Consider the following 26,300-nt stretch of genomic DNA (forward strand, 5'->3'; position numbering starts at 1 on the left):
CTTAGCTTAGGCGTGATTGTTTTATCATTCCCATTGAGATCGGGGCCTATTTTTGAAGGAAAATATCGCATAATACTGCTACACTGCCAGCCACTTTATTTAGGCTTATCATGGGTGTTTTTATGTCTTTTTCTTCTCTGAACTTGAGTGCTAAATTAGTCACAGTATTAACGGAGCTAGGTTACTGCTTCCCTACTCAGGTACAGGTCGAAACGATCCCGGCTATCTTAGCGGGTGACGATGTCATGGTAGGTGCGCAGACTGGGACTGGTAAAACAGCCGCATTTGCGTTGCCTATTTTGCAGCAACTCAGTGAAAAAATCAGCGTAGATAATGTCGAGACTAAGGTTAGGTTTGTGCAAGCGTTAATACTAACCCCTACTCGTGAGTTAGCACTTCAGGTGCATCAAAGTTTTGTTCGCTATGGTAAAAGTTCAGATCTTCATAGTGCTATTGTCTATGGAGGTGTGAGTATTGATGCTCAGGCCGCTATTTTACAGGCTGGTGTTGATATCCTTATCGCGACACCTGGTCGCTTGCTTGATCACTTAAGGCGCGGATCATTAACACTGAAACAACTTGCCTTTTTGGTGTTCGATGAAGCAGATCGTATGTTGGATATGGGCTTTAAGGATGAAATAGATGCGATCCTCAAACAAGTGAATCCTAATAGGCAGACGTTATTGTTTTCTGCGACGTTCGATAAGGGAGTATTTGATTTAAGCCATACCTTGCTTAGGGATCCTAAACGCATCGAAGTGGGTAAACGAAATGCCGTTGCTAGCAAGGTCGAGCAACGGGTTTATGTTGTCGATGCCGAAAGAAAAAGTGAACTAATCTGTCATCTTATGAGGTCTAAAAAATGGCAACAAGTATTGATTTTTATCCGTAAAAAGCAAGGCGTCGATAAGTTAGCTACGACTTTGGTTGATGCGGGAGTTAAGGCTGAGGCGTTTCACGGTGATCTTTCCCAGAGTGTCCGTGAAAAAGTGTTGCAGCAGTTTAAGAAAGGTGACATTCAGGTGCTGGTAGCCACTGATGTTGCGGCGAGAGGATTAGATGTTGAATCATTAGAAGTCGTGGTGAATTATGAACTTCCCTTTATTGCTGAAGATTATGTTCACCGTATTGGGCGTACTGGTCGAGCAGGGAACTCAGGCATTGCTATCACCTTATACAGCGAAGAAGATGCTTTACTGCTTGAGGAGATTGAGGCAGTGCTGGATACTCGATTACCACAGCAGTGGTTGGAAGGATTCGAGCCAGATCTGACTCGAAGTTCTATGGACATCAGAAAAACCCGCAAGTCAGCTCAAAAGCAGCGTGCTAGACGTAGAGCTGTAGGCAGTAGGAAACAATAAAATAAGGTTAACGGTATTTGATGCTATCGAGATCTGATGCAACCTAATGTTAAGCCAAATGTGTTAACGGATTATAGAATATTCCCGTGTTATTTTGAGCGACGTTGGAGGGAAATTCACTAGCCAATTTGAGTCGTATTGTCGCTATAAAGACAAAGATATTCAATATGGGTAAGAATAATGGGCAGGTAATCGACTATTCTGGAATGTGGGTTTTAGTTGGTTCAGTTCGGCAGTAACTTCAAGTAGGGTATTATCAGGTTTAATGGATTGAGTATAAGGTGTTGGGAGATGAAGCTTAATGGGTTACGTAAAAAGTCCACAGTAATAAAGCGATTGAAATGAGCCCTAGGGCAAGGTTTGTTGACCCTTTTTACTACGTTGTCACTTCTTGGTGTAGAATCACTAGACGACACAAGTTTACCCTTGTGTAAAAAACAATCATGAAAGATAAAAAGGTGCTAAAACCTGAGTCTGTTATTAACCAACTTTCATGATGTTTGTCACCTGTCGTTCCAGTACTTTAAATCTCAACGGGTCTAATTCATCACCACTTGCAACGTTGACTATAAATACGATACCTCTCTTCGCGTAGTTAATTTGAGCCAAAACGACCCACTCGGGCGAGGTCGTTTATTTTTTGGTTATTGAGTTATAAAGTCTGTTTGAGAATAGATATTGAATAAATCGTATTTACTAAAGTAAATGTCTACTAGTCAGTCATCTGCTTTGTGCTTTTAAAGTATTGCTGTACAATTCGCCGCCAATAACTGCGCTCCTTGGTTTTTCTGTTAAGTGAAGCCTTCAGCGTAGCGTCACTCTAAATGTGTAGTGATTATTTACAGTGTTTAGGCGACAGTAGAAACATTGAGTGAACAGTCAGTTTTTTATCCGAGCCGTTTAGCGGCTCTTATTTGTCATGGCCTTCAACATTAAATAGAGGGTAAAAAGGTATTAGTATGCAGTCTGAACAACACCCCATTAAACGAGAACTTACTTCTAATCAAGAACGAAATTCTATGACATTACTCGATCGTTATTTTACTATTTCAGACAGGGGTAGTACGGTACGGCGTGAGATGATTGCAGGTTTAACGACTTTCTTAGCGATGGTCTATTCGGTTATTGTTGTGCCTAATATGTTGGGAACTGCAGGGTTTGATACTGGTGCTGTTTTTATTGCGACTTGTTTAATCGCTGCATTTGGCTCTTTGTTAATGGGACTTTGGGCCAATTTACCGATGGCGATAGGCTGTGCAATTTCGTTAACAGCTTTTACGGCTTTTAGCATGGTATTAGGGCAGGGGATCTCTATTCCTGTCACTTTGGGTGCTATCTTTTTGATGGGGATTATATTCACCTTTATTAGTGTAACCGGAATACGTCAGTGGGTATTAACTAACCTGCCTAAAGGTATTGCCCATGGTACAGGGATTGGCATTGGTTTATTTTTATTGCTAATTGCAACCAATAGTGTGCAGTTAATCGTGGCTAATGAAGCTGGGTTACCTGTTAAATTGGGTGATATCAATAGTCTTTCTGTTGTTGCGGCTATTATAGGTTTAGCCGCCACTATAGGGCTAGAGCGTCGTGGTACACCCGGTGGTATCCTAATAGTCATTATCGCACTCTCAGTATTTGGGTTGATATTCGATCCTGCGGTTCAATATAAAGGTTTTTTCGCGTGGCCTAATTTAGTGTCAGATCAATCTATGATTGGTCAACTCGATATCATGGGAGCGTTAAATCCTGTAGTACTGCCTATTGTATTGGCCTTGGTCATGACGGCTATTTTTGACGCTACAGGTACTATTCGTGCTGTAGCAGGTCAGGCTGATCTACTTGATAATAAAGATAATATTATTGGCGGTGGCAAAGCGCTTACTTCTGATTCTGTAAGTAGTATCGTGGCTGGTATTGTTGGTGGTGCTCCGGCTGCTGTGTATATAGAATCTGCAGCAGGTACAGCTGCTGGTGGTAAAACCGGATTAACGGCGACGATCGTTGGTGTTTTGTTTTTATTGATGATGTTTCTTGCTCCGTTAAGTTATCTAGTGCCTGCTTACGCGACAGCACCTGCTTTGATGTATGTAGGATTACTGATGCTAAGTAATGTGACTAAGCTTGATTTTGAGGACAAGGTCGATGCGATGGCAGGGCTGACTTGTGCGGTATTTATTATCTTAAGTTGTAATATTGTCACCGGGATTATGATTGGTTTTACCACCTTGGTAATAGGCCGATTGTGCAGTGGTGAATGGCGTCAATTAAAGCCTGGTGTTGTGGCAATAACTTTGGGTTTAGTCGTTTTCTACATGGGGGGCTGGGCGATTTAATGATAAATTTTATGTTCATTGAGTGGGGGTCACGGTGACGTGTCCCACTCTCACATTTATCTGTTAACTAGAATAAGCTCGTAATAGATCTTTCCAAGTGATAATACCCACTAGTTTTCCTTGTTGTAATACTGGTAGTGAGCCTATCCCATGTTTGACTAATAGCTGGCTCGCATCTTTGATTGTTTTGTTGTCTGCTATGGTGATGGGGTTTCGAGTCATCACTTGATGGGCACGTTTTAGTAGGGTATCAGTATCTCGTTCCGTCTCATTGATGTTACCAATGTTTGGGCTTAACGCGCGTAAAAAATCTCGCTCTGAGAGGACACCTTGCAGTTCATTATCTTCGACAACTAACAGGTGATGGAAAGGGGCGTTATCAAATATTTCTTTAGCGATATCGAGTCTATCATCCATTTCGATAGTGACTATTCTGCTGGTCATAATTTCTGATACTTTTATATCCATAATTGCACTTCCGTATTTACCTATTCAGATAGGAATGAAGCCTAATGGTGTATGATGTCAACTGGCAATAACACTTCGTAGATAAGCTTGAACATTCAATTATGTTGGTTTGACTAAAATGCTTGAGGGTAAAGATATTTTGAAAAGACAACCCTTTTCGATATCAGAGGTTAAACTAATTTCTCCTTCAAGCTCAAGAGTGACAAGATTGTAGACGATATTCATGCCTAAGCCACTGCCCCCTTTACCGCGTTTAGTTGTAAAAAATGGGGCAAATATTTTTTCTTGTATCTCTTCTGACATACCGCAACCATCATCTTTGTAGTAGAGCTCAATGCCTGACTCTGAACATAAAACCTCTAAATTAAGATTGCCAATACGACCATCTGGGAATGCATGAACGAGGGAGTTGTTTATTAAGTTGCTAATAATTTGGTAAAATGTACCGGGATTACTTTTTATCATAATGTGATCTTCACATTGATAGTGATAATGATGAATAGTTCGTGAGAGCATAGGGTTAAGCGATAGAAAAATTTCATCAAGATAGGATTTTAGATCAAACTCTCTGATATCTTCATGCGATTGATCGACAGATACTTTTTTAAAACTTTGAATTAATTTAGATGCACGTTCTAAGTTCGTTAACATTAGTTTTGAGCAGTTAGCGACTTCGACTTGATATTCTTCAAACTCTTCATGAGACACATCACCGTTGGAATAGCTTTGATTAAATCTGTCAACACTGGTTTGAAGGTGAGATGCAGCTGTCACACTGATCCCGATAGGTGTGTTGATCTCGTGTGTGATACTTGACACTAAACCACCTAAAGTTGCCATTTGCTCTTTATCAATCAATTCAGTTTGAGTTATTTTTAATTCTGCGAGAGTCTCGGCTAGCTCGCTATTAATCAGTTGTAATTCCTTTGTGCGACTGGAAACTCTGCTTTCTAAATCTTGATTTAATGAACGTAATGCTGCTTCTGTCTCTTTTTGTGATTGAATGTTCTTAATTGTCCCTGCTAGTCTAGATGGGCGAGAGAGCTTATCGCGAGCAACAACCTGTCCTCTATTTAATACCCATAACCAGTTACCATCAGCCAGCTTAGAGCGGTACACTAATTCGAATTTATCTTCCCCCTTATTCATACAAGTATCAATTTTTTGTACGATAGCAGAGATATCATCGGGGTGAACACACTGCAACATAGTGTCATTTAAATTTGTTTCATTTTCTGGGTATTCTAGGAATAGATTGGTACGTGTAATATGTTTTTCTGTAATATTCCAATCCCAAAACTCATCCCCACTTCCCCATAATGACAGCTGTAGCCTCTGTTCACTTTGCGCGATTTCTTTTAGCAGCTGATTTTGCTGGTTGTATTTTCTTAATTTAGAGTAATAAAATAGCGAAAATAAGGTGATAAAGCTTATAAAATATAGAGTATATGCCCACCAAGATAACCAAGGTGGTGCTAATATTTGAATCTCGAGTTGTCGAATTGGGCTATATTTACCATCGATGTCTTTTGCCCTTAATAGAAAGGAGTATCGACCTGATGATAGGCCAGTAAATTGAACACTTTGCGATTCATTGGCGATAAACCAGTTATCATGCAAACCTAACATTTTGTACTCATAAATTAATCGGCTTGCTCTATGGAGTGCTGGATTAAGAAAGGTGAGATTAAAAATGTCTTGGGTATGGTAAAGGGTAATTTTTTCAACTTGTGATATATTTGATTTTTGTGTCTTAGTGCTGTTTGACTGAGCGTCATTTAAAATCGTCAGTGTATCTAGTAAAGGTTGTTTAAGTGGAGAGGCGGTTGGGAGTTGAGATATGAAAAAATGGTTAAAACCATTCACGCCGCCAAGATAGATACGATTATCGGTATCAATAAAGCCTGCACCAAAGTTAAATTCATTATCTTGTAGTCCATCAATATAGGTAAAGTTTCTGATGTTTAAACTATGAGTATTGAGCATGCTAAGGCCTGAAGCTGTACCTATCCATAGGTTTTTCTTATGATCCATGATAGTTAAGTAGGCCACATTACCAATTAACCCTTTTTTAGTGTTGAATAATTCAGTTTTAAAAGTTTGAGTATTAAATGAAAAAATTCCATCATTGGTACTGATCCATAAGGTATTTTTATCTCCTAAATGGATCGACATCAAATGTTTATTTGGAATAGCTGATTCTGTTTGAGTGTTAAAATGGGTAAACTTCCCTTGTTTGTCTAGTTTACTTAGTCCGTTGTCGTAAGAGGTAAACCAGTAATTCCCATCCATATCTTGAACTAGGTTGGTTATTTCATTACTGGGCAGTGAGTTCAGATTTTTTTTGTCATGTTTATATTGAATAAATTCTTTTTCGTCATCTAAATACCTTACAACTCCAGCATCTTTAGTTGTGATCCAGGCACGATCTTCATCATCAAAGAACAAGCTATAGAGATAGTTACTTGGCAACCCATTTTTGTTTTTGGCTTGATGTCGGTAATGCGTGTAACTTTTTTTATCTGATGAAAAGATAAATAGCCCTTTTCCTCTTGTACCTACCCAAAGTCTGTTGTGCTTATCTTCTTTTATAAAGCTAATAAAAAGATCATTGATTTGGACTCCAGATACTTCCAATGGTGAAAAACCGATTATTTCTCTATTTTTATTTTCATGGGCTCGGAATAGACCCGCGGCTGTGCCTACCCAAAGTTGCTGTTGATGATCTCTGAATATACTTCTTATATTACTATTTCCAAGCGGATTAACCTTAAAGGTTCCTGTACTGATATGGCCGAAGCTTTCTGCCTCTAAATAGGTTTTGTTCAGTCCACCGCCTCTGGTTCCTATCCAGAGTTGGTGTTCATTATCTATGGTAAATGAAGTGACATGGGCATTATTGAGACTGTATTTGTCTTGTGCTGAACTATTGAAAAATAACAAGCGACTAGATTGAGGTGAGTATCTAGCGAGGCCTTTACCATGAACCGCTATCCATAATCGACCAAACCTGTCTTTTTTAAGGTGGGTGATCGTGTCATTATTAAGTTTGGAGGTGGCAGAGATAGGGGTAAGTGACTCTGTTTGAATATCGAATAAATATAATCCTTTCTCTTTAGTACCAATCCATAAAGTATTGCTACTCCCTATCTCTAAGCTGCTGATACTATTTCCTAATGTTGTATTTATCCTTGAGTAATTTTTGACTGTATGTTTTGCATCTATCATGGATAACCCTTTGTCAGAGGCTACCCAAATTCGGTCAAATTGGTCGCCTAAAAGCAAGGTTAGTTTATTACTGGCAATCACTTGATTTTCTGATGTGGTGAGGAAATGGTGAATGATTTTATTTTCGCTGGGTGAGTAATGGAGTAGTCCATTATTGTGAGTGGTTAACCATAGGTTACCATCATCATCTTGATATAAATCAATTATCTCAATATTAGAAAGTGGGCTATTGGATTCGTTGAAGGAAGTAAAACTATCTGATTCAGGTAGGTATAAATTTAAACCATCACTCTTAGTGAGTAGCCACAACTGGTTCTTCTTACCAAAAAAAAGTTTTTTGATATGTTTTTCTGTGGGCCCTTTATCTTGGTTTACTTGATAGATTTTGAAATTTTTTCCATCGTATCTATTCAGTCCCGCTTGAGTCGCGATCCAGAGAAAACCCTTATCATCGGTTACTATATCATTAATTGTATTCATAGATAATCCTTGTTCGTCTCTATAAGAGTCGAACAAGGGTTGAGTTTCCATGGCAAAGAGAGGGTTGCCAATTAACCAGATCGAAAATAAAATTAAAATTCTCATTCGATAGAGTTATTTCACCTTGTGTTGATGGGTGATAAGTCTATAAGTCTAGAAGTGAATAGCAAAATAGCGAGCAGGTTGAGGAAATATTTGCGTAAATAAAGAGTGGTAAAACCACTCTTTATTTACTTATGTTAGAAAATGAGGTGGGCTATGCCAGCGATGATAGGTAGGGTCACTAAAGTTCTAAGTATAAAGACGACAAATAATTCGAGTATATTAACAGGAATTTTACTGCCGATAAGTAGCGCTCCGACTTCGCTCATGTAGATAAGCTGGGTGACAGACATGGCTGCGATAATGAATCGCGTCATATCTGACTGTATCGAACTGGCTAGAATTGAAGGTAAGAACATGTCGGCGAAACCAACGACTATAGTTTTTGAAGCTGCTGTAGCCTCTGGAACTTGAAGTAGTTCTAACAGAGGTATAAATGGCATTCCTAAGTAATCGAAAATAGGGGTATGTTCTGCAACGATAAGGGCCAGTGTACCTATTGCCATGACGACAGGTATTACGCCAAATACCATATCAATAACATTTTTCATACCGTCATTTAATGTGTGTTTTAACCCTCCCGCTTTTGATGCTCTTTCTAATGCTTGTTCTAACCCCCAAGAGAAAACGCTTTTACCAGCTGGTATCATTTCATCATCAGCATGTCTCGGTGTCTCGTCAATATAAATGTCTTTCTTCCATGATAAAGGAGGAAGTTTAGGTACAATAATAGCAGCCATTATTCCTGCAAAACAAACGGTAAGGTAGAAGGGAACAAACATATGTTCTAATTTAACTTGAGAAATAACGACTAATGAGAATGTTATCGACACAGCTGAAAAAGTTGTGCCAATGACAGCGGCCTCTCTCTGAGTATAGAAACGAGATTCGTATTGTTTACTTGTCATTAATATGCCAACACTGCCATCGCCTAACCATGAGGCCATACAATCTATAGCACTACGACCTGGAAGGTTGAAAACTGGACGCATTAGTTTTGTCAGTAAAGTACCAAATAACTCTAATAAACCAAAGTTAAGTAGTAATGGAAGTAACATACCGGCGAAAATAAAGACACAGAATAATACTGGGAGTAAATCATTTAGCACTAAAGCACCAGTATTGCTAGAACGAATAGCCTCTGGACCAATTTGTGCGAATGTCAGTAGAATAAAGGCTGCACCTATTACACGAATAATAACCCACATTGCTGATACGTTAAGCAGTGAATTAAGAAAATGTTGTTGTGTGATAAAAGCTGGTTTTAGTCGCTTTGTGATTACAGATGCAATAGCGGTAAGGCAGACAATCGCCGTTACTATCGCGGTTAAAAAGTCACCAAGGAATGCTTGTAATCCTTTTGATATGATAGCAATTGGGATTGTGATAGCATTTTGATAGCTGATAGGGGTCATAAATAGGAGTAAGCCTATTAACGACGGAATAATAAATGTCAGTATGGTTTTTATATTATAATTTTGTTTTTTAGCCACGTTTTAATACTCTAAATTATCGGTTCAGCACAATTGCAATAAGTTTTTCTCATTATATTTTTTAAAAATTTTTTTTGAATATAGATTCAATTCAACGAGGCAAGATTACCCCCTAAACTCGAGTATGTAAAACCTTATCTATTTTCTCTAGCAATTCTTACAACCGTGAATATTTTATTGATAATTTTAACTGTAAATATCACGGATTTTTTTTGCTTTATTTGTATTGTTTTTTTGATTTAACATACTGAATTTTATAGATTGTGGATGGATCCCTTTTTAGTTAGTGCAGGTTAAACCAATAGAGCATACGGTGCTATTATTTAGCCAATTATATCGAAGCAGAAGGTTTAGAGGATTAAAGCGTTGCTACTATTGATAGCCTGTTATTCTTAGGTCTATTGTCTGTTTTAGTTAGTTGTTAATGTCGTACTGACATCTTTTTTGTTGTGGTTATGTGGCATTTAAACTTTAAGTTCAGTGTTTTAGCTTGCTTTAAGGTGTCAATATCTTTCTATAAAAAGCTAACATATTCCTCCTTCCATGGAGGTTAAGTCGTTTAAAGTGTTGAAAATGGGCTATTAGAGCCGATATGACGAATAATTTTATCTCTATTTAGTAAAACCGTGAGATTGGAAAATAATATTGGCTTTATCGCTGCTCAAGTAACGATAAAACTTTTTCGCAGCATTTTCTGCATCATTACGGATCACAAGGTTAAGATCTCTATAAATTCGACGTTCAGCTTCAATCTCAACAAGATCTGCTTCATTTGAGTTATTTATTTGCCATTCAGGCCAAGAAATCCAGGCATCGGCGTGACCTTGGCTTGTTGCTTTTCCATTAGCATCTATTCCTTTGAATGCTTTAAATGCAGCTCCACTACCTGGCGCCTGTGAAATGATTTTGTTGCGGAAAAGTTTGATGTCTTCTAATTTACCTAAACGTCCTGCTATGTCTTCCCAAATTGCAGTACCAGAAGTGAGGCTTTGTCGTGTTTGATTATTAACCACAATTTTTTTAACTTGATCGTTGTGAATAAGATCATCGATTCCAGTGATTTTTAATGGGTTTCCCTTCTGTACTAGGATGACCGCTGGTCGCAGGTAAATCGGTTCGACTTTACTCGAATCAAATCCAAGTGGTTCAAAGGTACTGATAAGGTCAAGAATAACATGCTCAGCAGTACCCCAGATAATATCAGCTTTTTTTTCTTCACAGCCGATTTCTTTACCTTGAGCACAAGCTTCCCAGCGAGTAACAGGACCAGGGATCACTTCTATTTTAATATTTTCATTGCCTGCTTCCTGAGTAAAAGCGTTAGCGACATCTTTTATTGCATGGTGTGGACCACCAGCTCCATAGAGGTAGACCGTGTTTTTTGTTTCAGCCATAGCGACAGATACATTGCCGAGACTTGCTAGTATGATAGAGACGGTGTAAATTTTTTTTATATAATTCATAAAATAATCCTATTTTGTGTAAAATATTACATTTCTTTTAAATCAATACTTTAAGTAGTAAAGCTCATTTTTTAATGTTGAGCCATGATTCCGGAACCATTATTTAACTTCGCGCTAAAAGACCCGTTGATTTGCCGATTTATTTCAAAGTAGTCGATTTTTTGTTGTATTTAACATTTACAACAAGATTCTATAATGATAAATAATAATTTTTTGGATTTTATTAAAGGTAGTATTTTTTAGCTTGAGTCAGATTGGCTGCATAATTGAACGTTTTTCGTTATAGTCGAGTAGGACGTTGTTGCTCAAATCTCGACTCTAAACGCAGCACCCCAAGGTGTTTCACCCAATTAGGCAGCGTGTTTCCTAACTGGCATTCCTAACCCTATGACTTTATTCATTGCTTTAACACCCGCTAACGCTTCACCTACCTGAGCGTTATAATCCCGAAGACTCAGTTTTGGACTAATTAACTGTTTATATCGATACATCGCTGTTTCTGATAGTGATCTCTGATGATAATCATTATCCTGTTTCCATTGCGCTAATTGGTTAGCCTTGAGTGCTTTTACTGCTTCATTTCTGGGGTGGTCATCCTCCCAATATCCAGCATGACTTCTCGGAGGGATAGTTGGCTTGCATCCTTTGCGCTGAAGTAGTTTATGACATGCCTTAGTGTCATAGGCACCATCAGCTGAGACTTGAGTTATATTTCTTCTTAATGGGTTAAGTAATGTGGGAAATACTTCATTATCGGCAACGTTAACTAAGCTTATTTCAGCTGACACAATTTCATGGGTATTACTATCCACTGCAAGGTGTAGCTTTCGCCAAGTACGGCGTTTTTCTTTACCATGCTTACGCGTTTTCCATTCTCCTTCTCCATAAACTTTCAGACCTGTTGAATCAATCACAACATGTGCCGCAGAGCCACGACTCGGTGCTCGATAGTTGATCTCAACAGTCTTAGCTCTTTTGCTTATACAGCTATAACTTGGTGAGGTCAGTGGCACATCCATAAGTTGAAATACAGAGTTGGTGAATCCTTCAAGTGCTCGTAATGACAAGTTAAAAACGCCTTTCACAACGAGTGCTGTTTCAATAGCAACATCAGAGTAAGTGAACCCTCGACCACGACGCCCGTGGTGTTCACAACAATACCAAGACTTAATTGCTTGCTCATCAATCCAGAAAGTGAGTGAGCCTCGATTAATCAACGCCTTATTGTACTGAGACCAATTGGTTATTTTATGTTTAGATTTTCCCACTTTTCAGCTTCCGTATAGCTATCTTTAGGGATCAGATCACGCTAACGGCAAAAGGTTCCCTCGATTTAGGAAACAAGGCTGTCGAGTAGCATTAAAAAATTTAATCTCCCACTTCTTTCGTTTACAAAATAAACATTGATTGACGATTGATCAGGTGATGTTTAATTCGATTATAATCCTCATGTTTCCCTCTAGTGTCTGAGTATTATTAATAGTGTGATATTAATAAAGTAAAAAATACCTCTGCAATCAGTAATATGGTGATACTGATAGTATGCAGAGATATTTAATATTAAGTGCTATACAGCGTTAGTATTAACACTTCTTAAACATGAGGCCGTAACGATGAGATAGTTTTCCATCGATGGTATCTGTGGTGATTAAGCCACTTTTACTATTATCTCGTGTGTTATTGACTTTTATTTCCGTTTTGATCACAACAGGTGCAGTTGCATTGCACGATGACCATACTAGACTGTTAATTCCTAAACGGTCACTAATTACGTAATCCTTCGATATTGGCCCAATAAATTTAGAACTTAATCGTGCTTCTTGGCGTTCACCAGCAAAGAAGTAAGTTGATGTTTGCATTGCTTCAACTTTTTTGTCTAAATCTGCATAACCACGATAGTTTACATCAGCAATGGTAAATGCATATCCATTAGGGATGTCGAGTACTGCAGTCAGTTGGCAAGTTTTTCTATTTTCGCGTCTAGGTATACCAGGACCTACTTCAGCAATATATTCGTCGAAGCCCAATACAAATGATTTTCCATCAGGTGCGACGGTAGAAGAAACTGTGCCAAAAGGACAACCAGATCCTGAACTTTCCATACTGATAATTGAAACTTCAGTAGAATCAAAGTGAACGATTTCATTTGTTGATTTTGCAGGAGCTGGCAGAGAATTGTCTTCTGCTATTGTTGCAGTTGATACAAGTGTCGTTGTTATTAAACAGATGGCTGATGCTAATAAATTCTTTTTAATCATTCTCATTGATATTTCCATTTTAAATTTCATAAATTAATATTTTTACTAAAAAACCTCAGGTATGCAGTGAAATATTCAATTTAACCTTTTGGTAACATCATGTTATCACACTGTTCTGTTATCGTCTGCTATGTATTTATCACTATCTCTATTTTTAAATTTATTAAAGTTGTTCGTCACTTCAATGTTTTTATTATTAAATAATACTTTAGGGTGGTTTCTTTATATTCAATATGGTTTTCTAAGTTAGATATACAAAATATAATCCTTAAAGCTTACGTATTTATACTTACTTTTTTGTTTAACTAAATAATGTGATTAAACTAATTATCTTGTATTATTTTTGTGATGGGTAATGTCTAGGTTTTATGTCACGATAGACACTGAGCTTAAAGTTTTTAGAGATTAGATTTAACTGCTTGATTGTCTAAATCATACCGTATTTGATAACCTGTATATTGGAGCTGTTCAAAAAAAGAACTGAACATCTAATGGTTTCAGCGTAGGTACTTAGTCAAATAATGGTGCGATAGGGAGCTTTCATCGAATGTTTAGTCCTATATGCATCATGTAAGCTAGGTTGTTTGCACCATTATTATGACAGATAAGGCTGTAACGTGGCTAAAAAATAAATTTATAGATTAATTTTCAATGTTAAAACTCCAAAATATATTATTCAACTAAACTAGTTAAGTAGCTAACTTTTATCTGGTGTTCAAGGTGTTACTGCAACGGGAGCAATAGGTCGTTATTGTCCATTACAGTGCACCATTTAGATTAATTTGAGATCAACTATGAAAAATGTGCAGTTATTTATCTGTATCTTTATTTATCTATATATCACAAGGTTAGCATTAGCGGCTGATATTGAGGTAGAGATTTATGCCGACGATTCCTATCCTCCCTACTCATATAATGAAGGCGGTGAGTTGAAAGGAATATATACCGAAATCCTTAAAAAAGCATTTTCTAGGATGAAAGGGTATCAGGTTAAAATCAATGCAGTGCCTTGGAAGCGAGCTTTATCTTACATCGAAAGGGGAAAAGGTTTCGCTATTTATCCTCCTTATCATAGAGCTGAAGATAGACCTTATATGTGGCCTTATTCTATTCCTATCTTAGATGAAAGAGTGATTGTTGTTTGCCGAGCTGAAGTTTTTTCCGATTCTGTTAGACCCGTTTGGCCAGATGATTATTATGGTTTAGTTATTGGTCAGAATGCAGGCTTTGCATCAGGGGGAGATAAATTTAATCAAGCTGTGAAAGATAAAAAAATCATCGTTAATGAGGCAAACGGTAATGAGAAAAATATTATTATGCTTGGCGTCGGACGTAGTGATTGCTACATTAATGATCGAATTTCAATTTTATGGCAATTAAAGCAGTTAAAAAAATCAGGGAAGTATGATGAAGGTGGCAAGCATGCAGCGTTGATGGAGGGAGTGACAATTAGTATTGAGCAAGGTTTTTTAGCTTTTACCGCTAAAAGTGGTGCTAATTACCCTTATATGGATGACTTTATTTTACAATTTGATACAGAGATTTATGCTATGAGAAGAAGTGGTGAATTGCAGAAGATCATTGACGATTTTATTCGGTGATCTTTTGTTTGTGTATACCAAAATTAGATGATTTAAAATGGACTGTTACATTGTATCATCAAACGTTCGCCGCTGAAGGGATGTTCGAAGCAGAGTTCTGTAGCATGTAGCATCATACGTGTTGTCATAAAGTAAGCTTCGTCACTGGCATAAAGATCACAACCTAAGATCGGATGGCCAATGAATTGTGAGTGGACCCTTAATTGATGAGTTCGACCTGTTATGGGTTCAAATTCAATGAGCGTGACATGACGAGGAGTAGACGTTGTAAAGGAGCGGTAAAAGCTATTAGTTTGATTTTGGGTATAACGTGCTAACACACGATATTTTGACTTAGCAGGTTTGCCTGAGTGCTCGCATAGTTTCATTAAGGGGAAGTTATTAACATCTTTTGCAATCGAAGACTCTATTATCCCATTGTCATTTATTACCAATCCATGAAGTAAAGCTGTATAGCGTTTCGTCACCGTCCTATTGCTGAATTGTTTACAGAGTAAAGCATTAACTGTTTTATTTAAGCTCAGTAATAAAATACCTGAAGTGCCGAAATCCAATCTATGGATCATACTACAGGTAGGGTAATCCTGAATCAATCTGTGATGAACTGAATCAATATTCAGCGGGTGTTTACCTGAGAGACTTAATAATCCACTTGGTTTGTTAACGACCAAAATATGCTCATCTTGATACAATATTTTAATTGAATCTAAGCATTTTGGAACAATAAAAGGATCAGTTTGAGGCTGCATGCATTCACTCATAGAACAATTCAGGCTCAATAATAGCGAAAATTTACCATGGACAAAAGCTTGTTGTGCTGATCGAACATAATTCATTACACATCTGGATCAAGCCTGAATGGTAGCTGAACAAGTAAGAAGTAATGTGTTTAGTCGTGACTTATTATCTCTACCTATTCGTTAAAGGTGTTAGCATCCTAGTTAAATATAAAAATAACGTAAGTAGGAATATATATCAAAATGTTAAGAAAAGCTGTTGCAGTTTTGATGATATTGTTTTTTTTAAGTGGTTGCAATTCATCAGATTATAGGCTTAATAGTACATTGCTACATAATGGGAATTTGGTTGGGCCACATCAAATAAACCTTAGGATTGGGGAGACTGTAGATATTCCGATTAAGACTGAGTCAGCTAATATCTTACGTCTCACTTTGATTGAGAATGGTGAAGTTGTCGATGTTATTGGGCAACTTGTCTATCGAATGGATGATTATCGAAATTCTTTCAGTCTTCCAAGCATCACTCTTGTTCCAGATGGAACAAGAGTATCGACAGAATCTCAAGAGCTTGAATTAAAAATTAAATGGACTATATCCGTATCGGAGTTATAAATTTAAAATGTTTTTATAATCAAATAATGTCGACCATTGTTTAATTTTTTCTACGTATGTTATACGCCACTGGCAAGCATGACGCTCTGAATAGGCGAAGCAGCAAAATACACGGTTTATTTACTGTTGTACTATAATTATTTAGTCGCCATTTTCAGTTAATTTCATAGGCTTAAATAAGGTGTGTATGAGAGTTGTAAAAGGAATATTGCTCGGGCTGGTGTCACTCTTCATTTGCTATCGTTCTTATGCTGTTGTTTTAGATAATTCAACCTTAATGATTGATAATATTCAGCCTAGTGATGTGTTTATGAGGGCACGTTTAATCGAAGGAGAACTTCTAACCTTTGATTTAAATGAAGATTTATTTACTAAATATAATTCAACAGTCGCTTATCAAGTGATAAATGCACAACCAAGGGAAGTTTTTTTTATTGCTAAGTCTTTGAACCTTAACGCTAAGCGATTTAGCTTTAAGCACACTGATAATGTTGGTCGTGAGTTTTCTGTTCATGTCTATCGTAATGAACCTTTGCATGTTTATCGAGTTTTTAGCGAAGTATTAAAGTCTATTCGTGCGGTACAATCTTCACTTACCATCGAAAGCTATAATATACGTATCCCACATGAGCCTGCTACTCCGACCCAAGTTTATAATAAAACTTTGTCTAATAATCGTTTACTGTCAATATTAAACTCCAATAAGATGCAGCCAAAGGATGTGATTAAGGTGGTTGAATATTGTTATGAATTAAGTCTATTGTTATTTGCTAGTCAGTATCCTGGAGTCAAAATAGCTCCCTATGTACAACTTGAAATTGAGCCCATTGACAAGACACCAACTGATGTTTTTTATCTCTTAATTGATACTTTTCAAACTCTAAAGTCATATGCAAAGTTGAATTTTAATTTAACCAGTATGGATATCATAGCAGTAGACATATCAAGAGAGATCTTACCATCTGATGTGATTGATCTGACCATGGCATTAAATGCTGAGCTGACCTATCTAGCTTATCAAGCTAAAGTAAAAATTCCAGCCAATAAAGATAGAGGGCGACAAGAGGTAACGCCAAGCATGGTGTTCGATATGGTAAGTAGAATTCAACACGTATTGAATCAAAAAAATGATTAACTGGTCATACTTTGTTATTTTAGTGATTATGGGTGACCAGTTTGAGAATAATATGATGCAGCAAAATATAGAAACTGAGCGATTAGTACTACGACCTTTTAAGTTAAGCGATAGCAAGAGAGTGTCCGAATTAGCCGGAGATAAGCAAATCGCAGAAATGACGGAAAATATTCCTCATCCTTATAACGAATCGATTGCCAAGAATTGGATTCTAGGCAGTGAAGCCCTTTTTGCTGAAAGTAAAGGCATCGTTTATGCGATTACTTTTAAGCAGAAGGATGAGATCATTGGTGCAGTTAGTTTTCCTAAACTCGTAGATGGCAGTGGTGTGTTAGGATATTGGGTTGGCGTTCCTTTTTGGGGGGTGGGTATAGCTTATGAGGCTGCTGCGGCTTTAGTGGAGTATGGTAAACAACATTACGGTTTAAATAAGCTCGAGGTAACCCATTTAACAGAAAATAAACGTTCTAAATCAGTGGTAAGAAAACTCGGTGTACCTTATGTTAAAAACAAAATTAAGCATATACAAGGTCAAGATAGAACTGTATGCGTATATGCCTCTAAGATTTGATAGCGGAATAATGTCAGTTTAATTAGACTCGATACTCTACAAGGTTCCTGTCGAAAAATGAGTGACGTGCAAACAATCCAAATCGAAGAAACAATGCTTTACTATTGTTGATAATAAAAAGCTGTAGATGTGGCTACGAGCTTCCAAAAAAGACGTTTTGGTAGAGCTTATAGCGACATATTTACAGCGTCTCACTGAAGCATCTACACATAAACTTGCAGCAAGCAATAAACACCAATAATACTATAGTAATTTTGTGGGGTGTTAATCGCTAAAGCCTTCGCGTAAAAACAGGTGGCGTGTTTGGTTAAAGACTGATTCATCAGCTTGTATAAAGTCGATGGCGAGCTGAAAACTCTCTAAGCGACACTTAGTGAGTTTAGCAATTTCATACTCATTCATCACAATATTCATCGCCTCCACTGTCCACTCTGGTTCGCCTAGGCCAATATCCGTTTCATCAGGATCATAATGAGTGATCATCCAATCTTGAAGTTGCGCAGTGGTGATAATTGAATTGCCCCAAGATAAAATAATATCGGTGAGTACTTGTTTACTGATGTTAGGTTTGTTTGCAGTCTTGCTCATAAGAAATTGGCTCTTACTAGGGATTGTAGTGCTGTAACGCCAAAGGGTAACCGAATTGTGTGCTAAGAGCGAGAATAAGAAAAGCAATGGGGATAAGTTGTTGTGTCGGCATAGTCAAGGGCAATGAACTTGCCCTCGATATTAAGATGTTAATTTAGCTCGTAAATTTATAGATCTGCGTGCGGGCCAAAGACTTCGTAATGGATGCGATCGTCACTGACATTTAATTCAAGGAGTTGTTGCTTAGCAAAACGCATAAATGCAATTGGACCACAGAGGTAGAAATGACCATCTGTTAATGGCAGTTGTGATTTCAATAGCGCTAAATTCATAAAACCTTGCTGAACATTTGCATTGGCTTCAGGATTTTCTATGCCACTTGCATCACGGTACCAAGTATGGTGTTGCAGATTTATTTTTTCGCTTAATAGGCTTACACGTTGATTAAACGAATGTTGCTCGATGCTTTCACAAGCATGCAAGTAGAACACAGGCTTATCAAATTGTTTATCTGCTAGCATTTCCAACATAGATTGCATTGGTGTCACGCCAACACCTGCTGAGATGAGTGCCACTGGTGCGTTACGCTCAACGTAATGAAAGTCACCTGCAGGTGGATAAATATCAACAATGTCATCAACATTAAGATCGTCGTGCAGATGGTTAGAGACTACACCTGGGATCCCAATTGCTTCTCGTTTGACCGAGATTCGATAACTGTTACCATTTGGTTTATCTGATAGTGAATATTGGCGTATTTCGATAAACTCATGATTTTTAGGCTCCACCTTAATACCTAAGTATTGACCCGGTTGATAACTGATCACCGCTTGTTCATCGATAGGCTTAAAGACAAAACTGGTGACTAAACTTGACTCTTCACGCTTTTCAGCCACTTTGAATTTTCTTGCACCAAGCCAACCTCCAACCTGATTAGCACTGTTTTGATAAAGCTCATCTTCACGTTTGATAAAGATGCCAGCGAGTAACCCGTATGCTGCGCCCCAAGCTTCTTCAACTTCAGCGGTGAACGCATCTGGAGCGAGTTCTTTGAGTGTTTCTAATAGGTGATGGCCGACAATGGGGTAGTGATCAGGTTGAATATTAAAGGTGGTGTGCTTATGAGCAATGCGTTCGACAGCGCCAGATAGTGCGCCTAAATTGTCAATGTTTTTAGCATAGGCTGCTACCGCGTTAAAAAGTGCAGCAGGTTGACCACCGGTTTGTTGGTGACTCATATTAAATACGTTTTTAAGTTCAGGATGATGACTGAACAGTCTTTTATAAAAATGCTCAGTAATTGCAGTATTAGCAGATTCTAATAAAGGAATGGTGCTTTTAACGATGCTGATATGTTTTGCAGATAACATGTATATATCCTTAATTGTATGATGATTGCATCAAAATAGGTGTAATAATCGGGTTTGTGTTATTTAACTGACTCTTTGGCTCATTAGAATTCGAGCGTAGTGCCAAATAAAGAGAGAGAATGCAGCAATCCAGCAGACGGCGCTGATGTCCCAACCTAGGCTCGACATTTCAAATAGCGGTAGCAAAAATCTTGTTGCGGTCCCGATAAATATCAGTGCGAAAGCCATGTTTAACGATGGGTGTGGTTTAAGAGCTCTGCCTGTGTGTCCTAAAGAGACACGAGCAATCATCGCTAATATCATGCCGCCTACGGTACCAATAGTGATCAGATGGAGTGCATCAGCAAAGGCTATCGAGTGAGTCAGAAAACTAATACCTAGCATAATGAGTCCTAAGCCAAGAAAAAAATAAGCCAATTGTAGTGACCAAAGTAGGGGGACTTTTCGGGTAGAAAGTGGATCCCAATGTAATAACCTTAGCAAATGTATCGTACCTGCACCGATTAAAAGAATGGCAGGGGTCATAGGCAGTCTAGTGAACTGGCTCATAGCAAAGACACCGATCCCAATGATGGTGAGCACAGGCAAGATTTTATCGAGTATAGGTGTCGCTGTGACGGTAGCATTTTGGCCACCACGCTCAGTAAAAAAAGGGATCACTCGCCCTCCAACGATCCCGACTAAGAGTCCGAATGTCAAAATAGCAATGTGAGCCAGATGAAGTGCAAATTTAGTATCACCAGTAAAATCGGCGATTAAAAAACTCATATTGAGTAGCATCATGACTGACAATAACGGGATAAATTGATAATTTCGGCGACTTTTGGCACTAAACACCATAGAGGCTAGAAAACTAATACAGGTTAACCACCAAATGCCTTGGAGGACAATGGCGATGACTTGAAGCCTATGATCGCTGCTCCATAATAATGTCCGTACCATTAGCCAAATTAAGGTCAAACATAACAAAGCACTACCATTGAGGCTGCGTTTTTGAGTCCAAGTTTGCGCTGCCGTTAGTAAAAATGCGACAGCGATGGTGGCGCCAAATCCAAATAGCATCTCGTGAATATGCCAGGCTAATGGTGTAAGTCCAGTATTCGCTAGCGCTGGCAGATGACCATGGAGAAAGAGTAGCCATGCTCCGATACTGAGTACTGAACTTAATGTGCTAATGAGAAACCAAGGACGAAATGCAAGATCCCAAATAGGCAGCTGGGTAAAATCTAATACCTGAGCAGGGAGACTGTTTTTTATGTGATCCATTTCTCCTGGTCGGTTTGACAAGTCGCCAGTAGAATTAAGCTGCTGGTTGAGCCTTGTCTTGCTGCTGAGTGTTTGTTTGGTTGGCTCACTTATCATACGTAAAGGTTGGCTCATTAATGACTCTTATTATCTAGTTATTGTTTACACCTAAGCGATATATACATCTTAAAGTTGAATAGCACCTAAACCGTGTAAACCAATACAGCGCATGACGTATCCTATTTTTAGTGCTGCTGCCAAGAGAATAAGTGCAACGTGGCTGGCAACTTGAGTCCATAAAGAGAAATACTCATCATGGGTATAACCAATGATGATACACATTATGATCCCTAACATTGCGACGAGCATAATGCCGTTACCACTGAGCATGACACGTGAAAAATTGCGTTGATACTCTTGATCTGAAGATCCATTTTCAGCAGAAGTTGATGTCACCGAAAAACCTGATTGAGTAGCAGTTTGTGATGTGTTCATACTTAAACTCCTTAAATGGATGATCTATCATGCAGTTAGTGGTCGAATAAAGCTGGCCAGTTACGCATGTGAATCTTGTAAACGGGGTTAACTTAAATTATATAAAGCTATTATCATGCCAACTTTACAAACACTTATCTTTTAAGTGTTTACGTTATTCCCAAGGCTTGGATAGAGTCATAATGACCTTTACTTTGTGTAGTCGTTATGACTCTTATGATGTGTTTTGTATCACTCTGTGTTAAATTTACTATCCCACACGATAAACAAATGAATAAAGAGGTTAATCTTGGATGAGATATCGCCACAAGCTCTGATAGAACTCGCCTTGGATCTGGCGAATAGTCTAACCACGAAAGATAGGTTCGAGCGTCTGCTGAGCACTGTCAGGCATGTAGTAACCTGTGATGCGGTGGTGTTGTTAGATGTTGAGTCGGGCTTTCTTAAGCCTTTAGCACAACAAGGATTAAGCCAAGATGCATTAGGACGTCGTTTTGAGATCATGGCTCATCCGAGATTTGCCGCTATTTGTAACTCTGTGACACCAGTGCGCTTCGCAACTGAAAGCCCTTTGCCTGATCCTTATGATGGAATGTTGCTTGCCTACGAAGGTGATTTACCTGTACATGCTTGTATGGGGTTGCCCTTAATGTCTGATCATAAATTGATCGGGGTGCTGACTTTGGACAGCATGAGTCCTCATGTTTTCGATGATATTCCCAAGCGTACTCTAGATATTATTTCAGCCATGTCAGCGGCAACGTTAAAAACGGCGATTTTATTGCAAGAATTGGAACGTCATTCTGTTCATAACCAGCAAGTGTTGGCTGAATTGACCCATGAAGCTTTGGTCAAAGATGGTGGAGAACTGATGGGGAACAGTCACGTCATGTTGAAACTTAAACGTGAGATTGATATGGTCGCCATTTCAGACTTCTCCATTCTTATTGAAGGTGAAACCGGCGTAGGCAAAGAGTTGGTGGCCCGAACGTTACATCGGCAATCCAAACGAGGTGAAGGCCCGCTAGTGTATGTCAATTGTGCAGCCCTGCCAGAAAGCTTAATTGAGAGTGAGTTATTTGGTCATGTTAGAGGGGCATTTACGAGTGCTGATCGAAACCGGATAGGTAAATTTAGTTTGGCTGATGGTGGTACCATTTTTCTTGATGAAATTGGTGAATTACCGTTACCTGTACAAAGTAAGTTACTGCGAGTATTGCAAAATCAAGAGATCCAAGTGGTGGGAAAAGATGCCGTTGAGCAGGTCAATGTGCGCATTTTGGCAGCGACTAACCGTCAGCTTAAAGTGGAGGTGGCACAGGGACGTTTTAGGGCCGATCTTTATCACAGGCTCAGTGTATATCCGATCTCTGTTCCTCCTTTGAGGGGACGTGAGGGGGATGTTACTTTACTCAGCGGCCACTTTATTGAGTTGACCCGTAGAAAACTGGGTATGCAACAACTCACGTTGAGAGCATCAGCGATAGATGCACTCAATCAATATGATTGGCCTGGTAATGTCAGAGAGTTAGAGCATGTGATAGCCCGTGCCGCCTTACGCGCTAAAGGCAGTGCGAGTTCTGGCATTATTCGCATTGGTTTAGAGCACATGGAGCATCTTGTTGCAACTCAGTCTCAGTTATCAACCTTGGGATCACAATCAGGTTTACCACAGCTAAATGACCATCTTTCAGAACAAACTTCTGTTGCTGAGTTTGACAATGATCTTAAATCGGCTACCGAAGCGTTTCAACGTAAAATGATCACTCAAGTACTGTCTGAAGAGTCAGGAAATTGGTCCGCTGCGGCCAAGCGCTTGCAAACCGATAGAGCCAATTTAAATCGTTTAGGCAAACGTTTGGGGATACGAGTGACTAAGAATATAGTGACAGGGAGTTAATGTTTGTAGCGTTATCTTTACATTAAATGCGCATCCTCTTTAGCGTTTAGTTGACTTAATAGCCTACTGATATGTTAGGATTTTGCGCAACTGTAAGTTCAGTGATTTTAAAATTTAATTTATTGAATAACTTACGCCCCATCGATAAAGAAGGCTGGTATTGTTAATGACGAAACAGGAGGTAGCGTGAGTCTATTCTTTATCATTTGATATGTTACGATCTGGAAGATAATAAAAAATGAATAATAATACTGCTTCACAGACCAAACCCGACTTTCCAAGAATATTTTGGATTGCAAACGGGGTAGAACTACTAGAACGTGCCGCCTATTATGGTGTGTTTATTGTTATCACCCTCTATTTATCTCGAATTTTAGGTTTTACCGATGTTGAAGCAGCCTGGTTAGCGGGTTCGTTTTCTGCTGGTTTATATTTTTTACCCACTTTTACCGGTGCACTTGCCGATAAAATGGGATTTAGAAGTGCTTTGTTATTAGCCTTTGCTCTACTAACGATAGGTTACTCAGGTTTGGCCATATTTCCTGCATTACTCGAGGGCCAAGGCTTAGTCGAGTACGGTAGAGAGGTGACCTATCATGGTTTGAAAAGTGCTGACATACGTTGGGTGATAGCCCCTATTCTTATTGTTATCATGATCGGTGGCTCATTTATTAAGGCGGTGATCACGGCAACCGTGGCCAAATCGACCACCACAGCCAATCGAGCAAAAGGTTTTTCTATCTTTTATATGATGGTTAATATCGGAGCTTTTTCGGGGAAAACAGTGGTTAAGCCGCTGCGTGAGTCGATGGGGGATCTGGGATTAATCAACTTAAACTATTTTGCCGCCAGTATGACCTTAGTGGCGTTTATTAGTATCTTATTTTTCTTTAAAAATGCTGAGTCAAACGCCGAAGGTAAATCCCTGACGGAGGTGGTGAATGCATTAGGTAAAGTGTTAACTAATACGCGTTTGATCACGCTTATTTTGATCATTACCGGTTTTTGGATGGTGCAACACCAGTTGTATGCCACCATGCCTAAGTATGTGCTGCGTATGGCGGGAGAGGGGGCTTCACCTTCTTGGTATGCTAACGTTAATCCTTTAGTTGTGTTTCTTAGTGTTGGTTTTGTGACCTCACTGATGAGTAAAAAGAGCGCACTTTTTTCGATGACGATAGGTATGTTTATCATGCCGTTATCAGCATTACTGATGGCATCAGGTAATATGCTGCATGAGAATATCGATCTTGGCTTTATGCAGATGCACCCCATTGCCGCCATGATGATATTGGGTATTGTGTTTCAGGGATTGGCAGAATCTTTTATCTCACCGCGATTTTTAGAGTATTTTTCGCTGCAGGCACCAAAAGGTGAAGAGGGGCTCTATCTTGGGTTTTCACATCTTCACTCTTTTATCAGTTCGTTACTCGGGTTTGGTTTGTCTGGCTACTTACTGCAAGCTTATTGCCCTGATCCACGTACCTTCGAGACCCATGAAGCGTGGGCTAGTGCTGCATCTAATGCTCATTATATCTGGTATGTATTTGCTGGAATTGCCACAGTGTCAGCCATTTCCTTGATGATCTATGGTGTTGTGATTAAGAGGTTAGATGCCGATAAATTTGATGAAACACAAGCTGTGATAGCCTAATTTTTTATTAAGGTAAATATCACCGACTTTAAGTGGATAAGCTTTAACTATGATATTGTTACTTAATAATTGAAGGTTCGTAGCTTGTTAAAACAATGGGTAACGTACAACTCGGTCGTTTACGGCGGCCGAGTTTTTGATTGCTTTATTGGCTATGAGGAGCAAATCCTGTGAATAACACTTAGGAGTCAGACTCCTTTGCAAAAATATAAAAATATTGAATTTTTACATGAACCATTATTGTATTCATAAATAATGACTGTAACTAGAGGCATCCTTATTCTTTATCTATTGATTCATCTTTTCCAAACCAAAATTTTTCTATCTCCTTTAATTTACCACTCTCAATGAGTTTCTGTTTTCCGATATCAAAATCTTGTAAAATTGTCTGACCATTAGGGTTGGTTTTAAGCACTGCGATATATTCTTTGGTAGAACCAAAAGACGGCATTTTGTTATATTTATTGCTCCAACCTTGTTGTTTTAAGATATAATCCCACGTATTTTCATAGCCTATAAATCCATCAATACGTCCCTTTTCAAGCATCTGAAATCCCTGTGAAATTGTATTTACATCATACTTTGTCACATAATCCACAGAATGCCACTTATCGCCATAGTTAAAACCACGTTTAACGCCAATCACAAGGTTGTTAAGTGATTCGAGTCCTATCCACTTAATAGGACTCTCTGCTCTAACATAAATTAAAAATTTGGCTTCATTAACAAATTCGTGAGAGTAATCAAAAACCTTTAATCTCTCTTCGTTCATTCCTGTTGGAAAAAGAATGTCTATCTTGCCCGTTTTGACATTTTGCATTGCACGTGGCCATGGTGAGACCGACAACTTAATGGTGTATCCCATAATATGAAAACTTTCTCGCAGAATATCCCAGCTATACCCTTGATAACCTGGTATGTTCTCTCCTGGCCGAACAATTGTTTCTACAATACTATTCCCCTCAATAAAGCTAAAAGGGGCATAATCACCTAAAGTCGTCACTGATACTATGTTATCTTCACCGTAAAGCATCGAACTTGTAAAAAACAGAACTAAAATAACACTGTTCCATTTACCATACATAAATTACCACCCACTTTTCTAAAAGCTACTGTAAATTTCCAATTGCACTCTTATGTTCAATTTCTAGTAACAATAGCTGTATCTTCCTACATAAAAGCTATGATTTTGCTATTAAT

20 protein-coding genes are annotated in these 26,300 nt (G+C 38.5%); 8 read left to right on the forward strand and 12 right to left on the reverse strand.

Annotated elements, in window-relative coordinates; all coding sequences use genetic code 11:
* Positions 1–122: 122 nt before the first annotated feature.
* Positions 123–1,361, forward strand: a complete 1,239-nt coding sequence (locus tag HQQ94_RS06400) for a DEAD/DEAH box helicase (RefSeq protein WP_173293634.1) — start codon at positions 123–125, stop codon at positions 1,359–1,361.
* A gap of 1,019 nt (positions 1,362–2,380) precedes the next feature.
* Positions 2,381–3,697 (forward strand): NCS2 family permease, encoded by a 1,317-nt coding sequence (locus tag HQQ94_RS06405; RefSeq protein ID WP_173296545.1) that lies wholly within the window; start codon positions 2,381–2,383, stop codon positions 3,695–3,697.
* 63 nt (positions 3,698–3,760) lie between these two features.
* Here the strand turns inward: HQQ94_RS06405 and HQQ94_RS06410 are convergent, their stop codons facing one another.
* The 6 genes from HQQ94_RS06410 to HQQ94_RS06435 form a co-directional block, all read right to left on the reverse strand.
* Positions 3,761–4,165: a CBS domain-containing protein gene (locus tag HQQ94_RS06410; protein ID WP_173293635.1), complete on the reverse strand. Its 405-nt coding sequence runs from the start codon at positions 4,163–4,165 to the stop codon at positions 3,761–3,763.
* Positions 4,166–4,264: 99 nt separating this feature from the next.
* Positions 4,265–7,873, reverse strand: a complete 3,609-nt coding sequence (locus HQQ94_RS06415; RefSeq protein ID WP_254304014.1) for a two-component regulator propeller domain-containing protein — start codon at positions 7,871–7,873, stop codon at positions 4,265–4,267.
* Between the two features lie 239 nt (positions 7,874–8,112).
* Positions 8,113–9,468 (reverse strand): YjiH family protein, encoded by a 1,356-nt coding sequence (locus tag HQQ94_RS06420; RefSeq protein ID WP_173293637.1) that lies wholly within the window; start codon positions 9,466–9,468, stop codon positions 8,113–8,115.
* A 611-nt stretch (positions 9,469–10,079) separates the two neighbouring features.
* A complete protein-coding gene (locus HQQ94_RS06425; RefSeq protein ID WP_173293638.1) occupies positions 10,080–10,931 on the reverse strand; it encodes a substrate-binding domain-containing protein in 852 nt (283 codons plus the stop codon).
* A gap of 350 nt (positions 10,932–11,281) precedes the next feature.
* Positions 11,282–12,199, reverse strand: a complete 918-nt coding sequence (locus HQQ94_RS06430; RefSeq protein ID WP_173293111.1) for an IS5 family transposase — start codon at positions 12,197–12,199, stop codon at positions 11,282–11,284.
* A gap of 315 nt (positions 12,200–12,514) precedes the next feature.
* Positions 12,515–13,195, reverse strand: a complete 681-nt coding sequence (locus HQQ94_RS06435) for a DUF4360 domain-containing protein (protein ID WP_173293639.1) — start codon at positions 13,193–13,195, stop codon at positions 12,515–12,517.
* A gap of 788 nt (positions 13,196–13,983) precedes the next feature.
* On the opposite strand from HQQ94_RS06435, the gene HQQ94_RS06440 reads away from it, so the two are divergent.
* Positions 13,984–14,790, forward strand: coding sequence for an ABC transporter substrate-binding protein (locus HQQ94_RS06440; RefSeq protein ID WP_173293640.1), 807 nt, complete (start codon positions 13,984–13,986; stop codon positions 14,788–14,790).
* Positions 14,791–14,822: 32 nt separating this feature from the next.
* Here HQQ94_RS06440 and HQQ94_RS06445 read toward each other — a convergent pair whose 3' ends face one another.
* Positions 14,823–15,539 carry an RluA family pseudouridine synthase gene (locus HQQ94_RS06445; RefSeq protein WP_173293641.1) on the reverse strand — a complete coding sequence of 239 codons (717 nt, stop codon included), beginning with the start codon at positions 15,537–15,539 and terminating at the stop codon, positions 14,823–14,825.
* A gap of 231 nt (positions 15,540–15,770) precedes the next feature.
* Between HQQ94_RS06445 and HQQ94_RS06450 the strand changes: the two genes are divergently transcribed.
* The 3 genes from HQQ94_RS06450 (at position 15,771) to HQQ94_RS06460 (ending at position 17,848) form a co-directional block, all read left to right on the forward strand.
* On the forward strand, positions 15,771–16,142 hold the full coding sequence (locus tag HQQ94_RS06450; RefSeq protein ID WP_173293642.1) for a hypothetical protein: 372 nt from the start codon (positions 15,771–15,773) through the stop codon (positions 16,140–16,142).
* Between the two features lie 187 nt (positions 16,143–16,329).
* Complete coding sequence (locus tag HQQ94_RS06455) at positions 16,330–17,277, forward strand: hypothetical protein (protein WP_173293643.1); 948 nt, start codon at positions 16,330–16,332, stop codon at positions 17,275–17,277.
* Positions 17,270–17,848 (forward strand): GNAT family N-acetyltransferase, encoded by a 579-nt coding sequence (locus HQQ94_RS06460; protein WP_217274006.1) that lies wholly within the window; start codon positions 17,270–17,272, stop codon positions 17,846–17,848. The genes HQQ94_RS06455 and HQQ94_RS06460 overlap by 8 nt, the downstream gene beginning before the upstream one ends.
* Positions 17,849–18,112: 264 nt before the next feature.
* Here the strand turns inward: HQQ94_RS06460 and HQQ94_RS06465 are convergent, their stop codons facing one another.
* The 4 genes from HQQ94_RS06465 to HQQ94_RS06480 form a co-directional block, all read right to left on the reverse strand.
* Positions 18,113–18,436, reverse strand: a complete 324-nt coding sequence (locus tag HQQ94_RS06465; protein ID WP_173293644.1) for a hypothetical protein — start codon at positions 18,434–18,436, stop codon at positions 18,113–18,115.
* Positions 18,437–18,603: 167 nt separating this feature from the next.
* Complete coding sequence (hmpA, locus tag HQQ94_RS06470; protein ID WP_173293645.1) at positions 18,604–19,806, reverse strand: NO-inducible flavohemoprotein; 1,203 nt, start codon at positions 19,804–19,806, stop codon at positions 18,604–18,606.
* Between the two features lie 63 nt (positions 19,807–19,869).
* Positions 19,870–21,186, reverse strand: coding sequence for an NnrS family protein (locus HQQ94_RS06475; RefSeq protein ID WP_173293646.1), 1,317 nt, complete (start codon positions 21,184–21,186; stop codon positions 19,870–19,872).
* Positions 21,187–21,237: 51 nt separating this feature from the next.
* Positions 21,238–21,546, reverse strand: coding sequence for a hypothetical protein (locus HQQ94_RS06480; protein WP_173293647.1), 309 nt, complete (start codon positions 21,544–21,546; stop codon positions 21,238–21,240).
* Between the two features lie 289 nt (positions 21,547–21,835).
* Here HQQ94_RS06480 and norR point away from each other — a divergent pair, with 289 nt between their 5' ends.
* Positions 21,836–23,446: a nitric oxide reductase transcriptional regulator NorR gene (gene norR / locus HQQ94_RS06485; protein WP_173293648.1), complete on the forward strand. Its 1,611-nt coding sequence runs from the start codon at positions 21,836–21,838 to the stop codon at positions 23,444–23,446.
* 238 nt (positions 23,447–23,684) lie between these two features.
* Complete coding sequence (locus tag HQQ94_RS06490) at positions 23,685–25,100, forward strand: MFS transporter (protein ID WP_173293649.1); 1,416 nt, start codon at positions 23,685–23,687, stop codon at positions 25,098–25,100.
* Positions 25,101–25,377: 277 nt separating this feature from the next.
* Here HQQ94_RS06490 and HQQ94_RS06495 read toward each other — a convergent pair whose 3' ends face one another.
* Positions 25,378–26,184 carry an ABC transporter substrate-binding protein gene (locus tag HQQ94_RS06495; RefSeq protein ID WP_173293650.1) on the reverse strand — a complete coding sequence of 269 codons (807 nt, stop codon included), beginning with the start codon at positions 26,182–26,184 and terminating at the stop codon, positions 25,378–25,380.
* Positions 26,185–26,300: the final 116 nt, after the last annotated feature.

It is taken from the genome of Shewanella sp. VB17 (assembly GCF_013248905.1).
Taxonomy (GTDB): domain Bacteria; phylum Pseudomonadota; class Gammaproteobacteria; order Enterobacterales; family Shewanellaceae; genus Shewanella.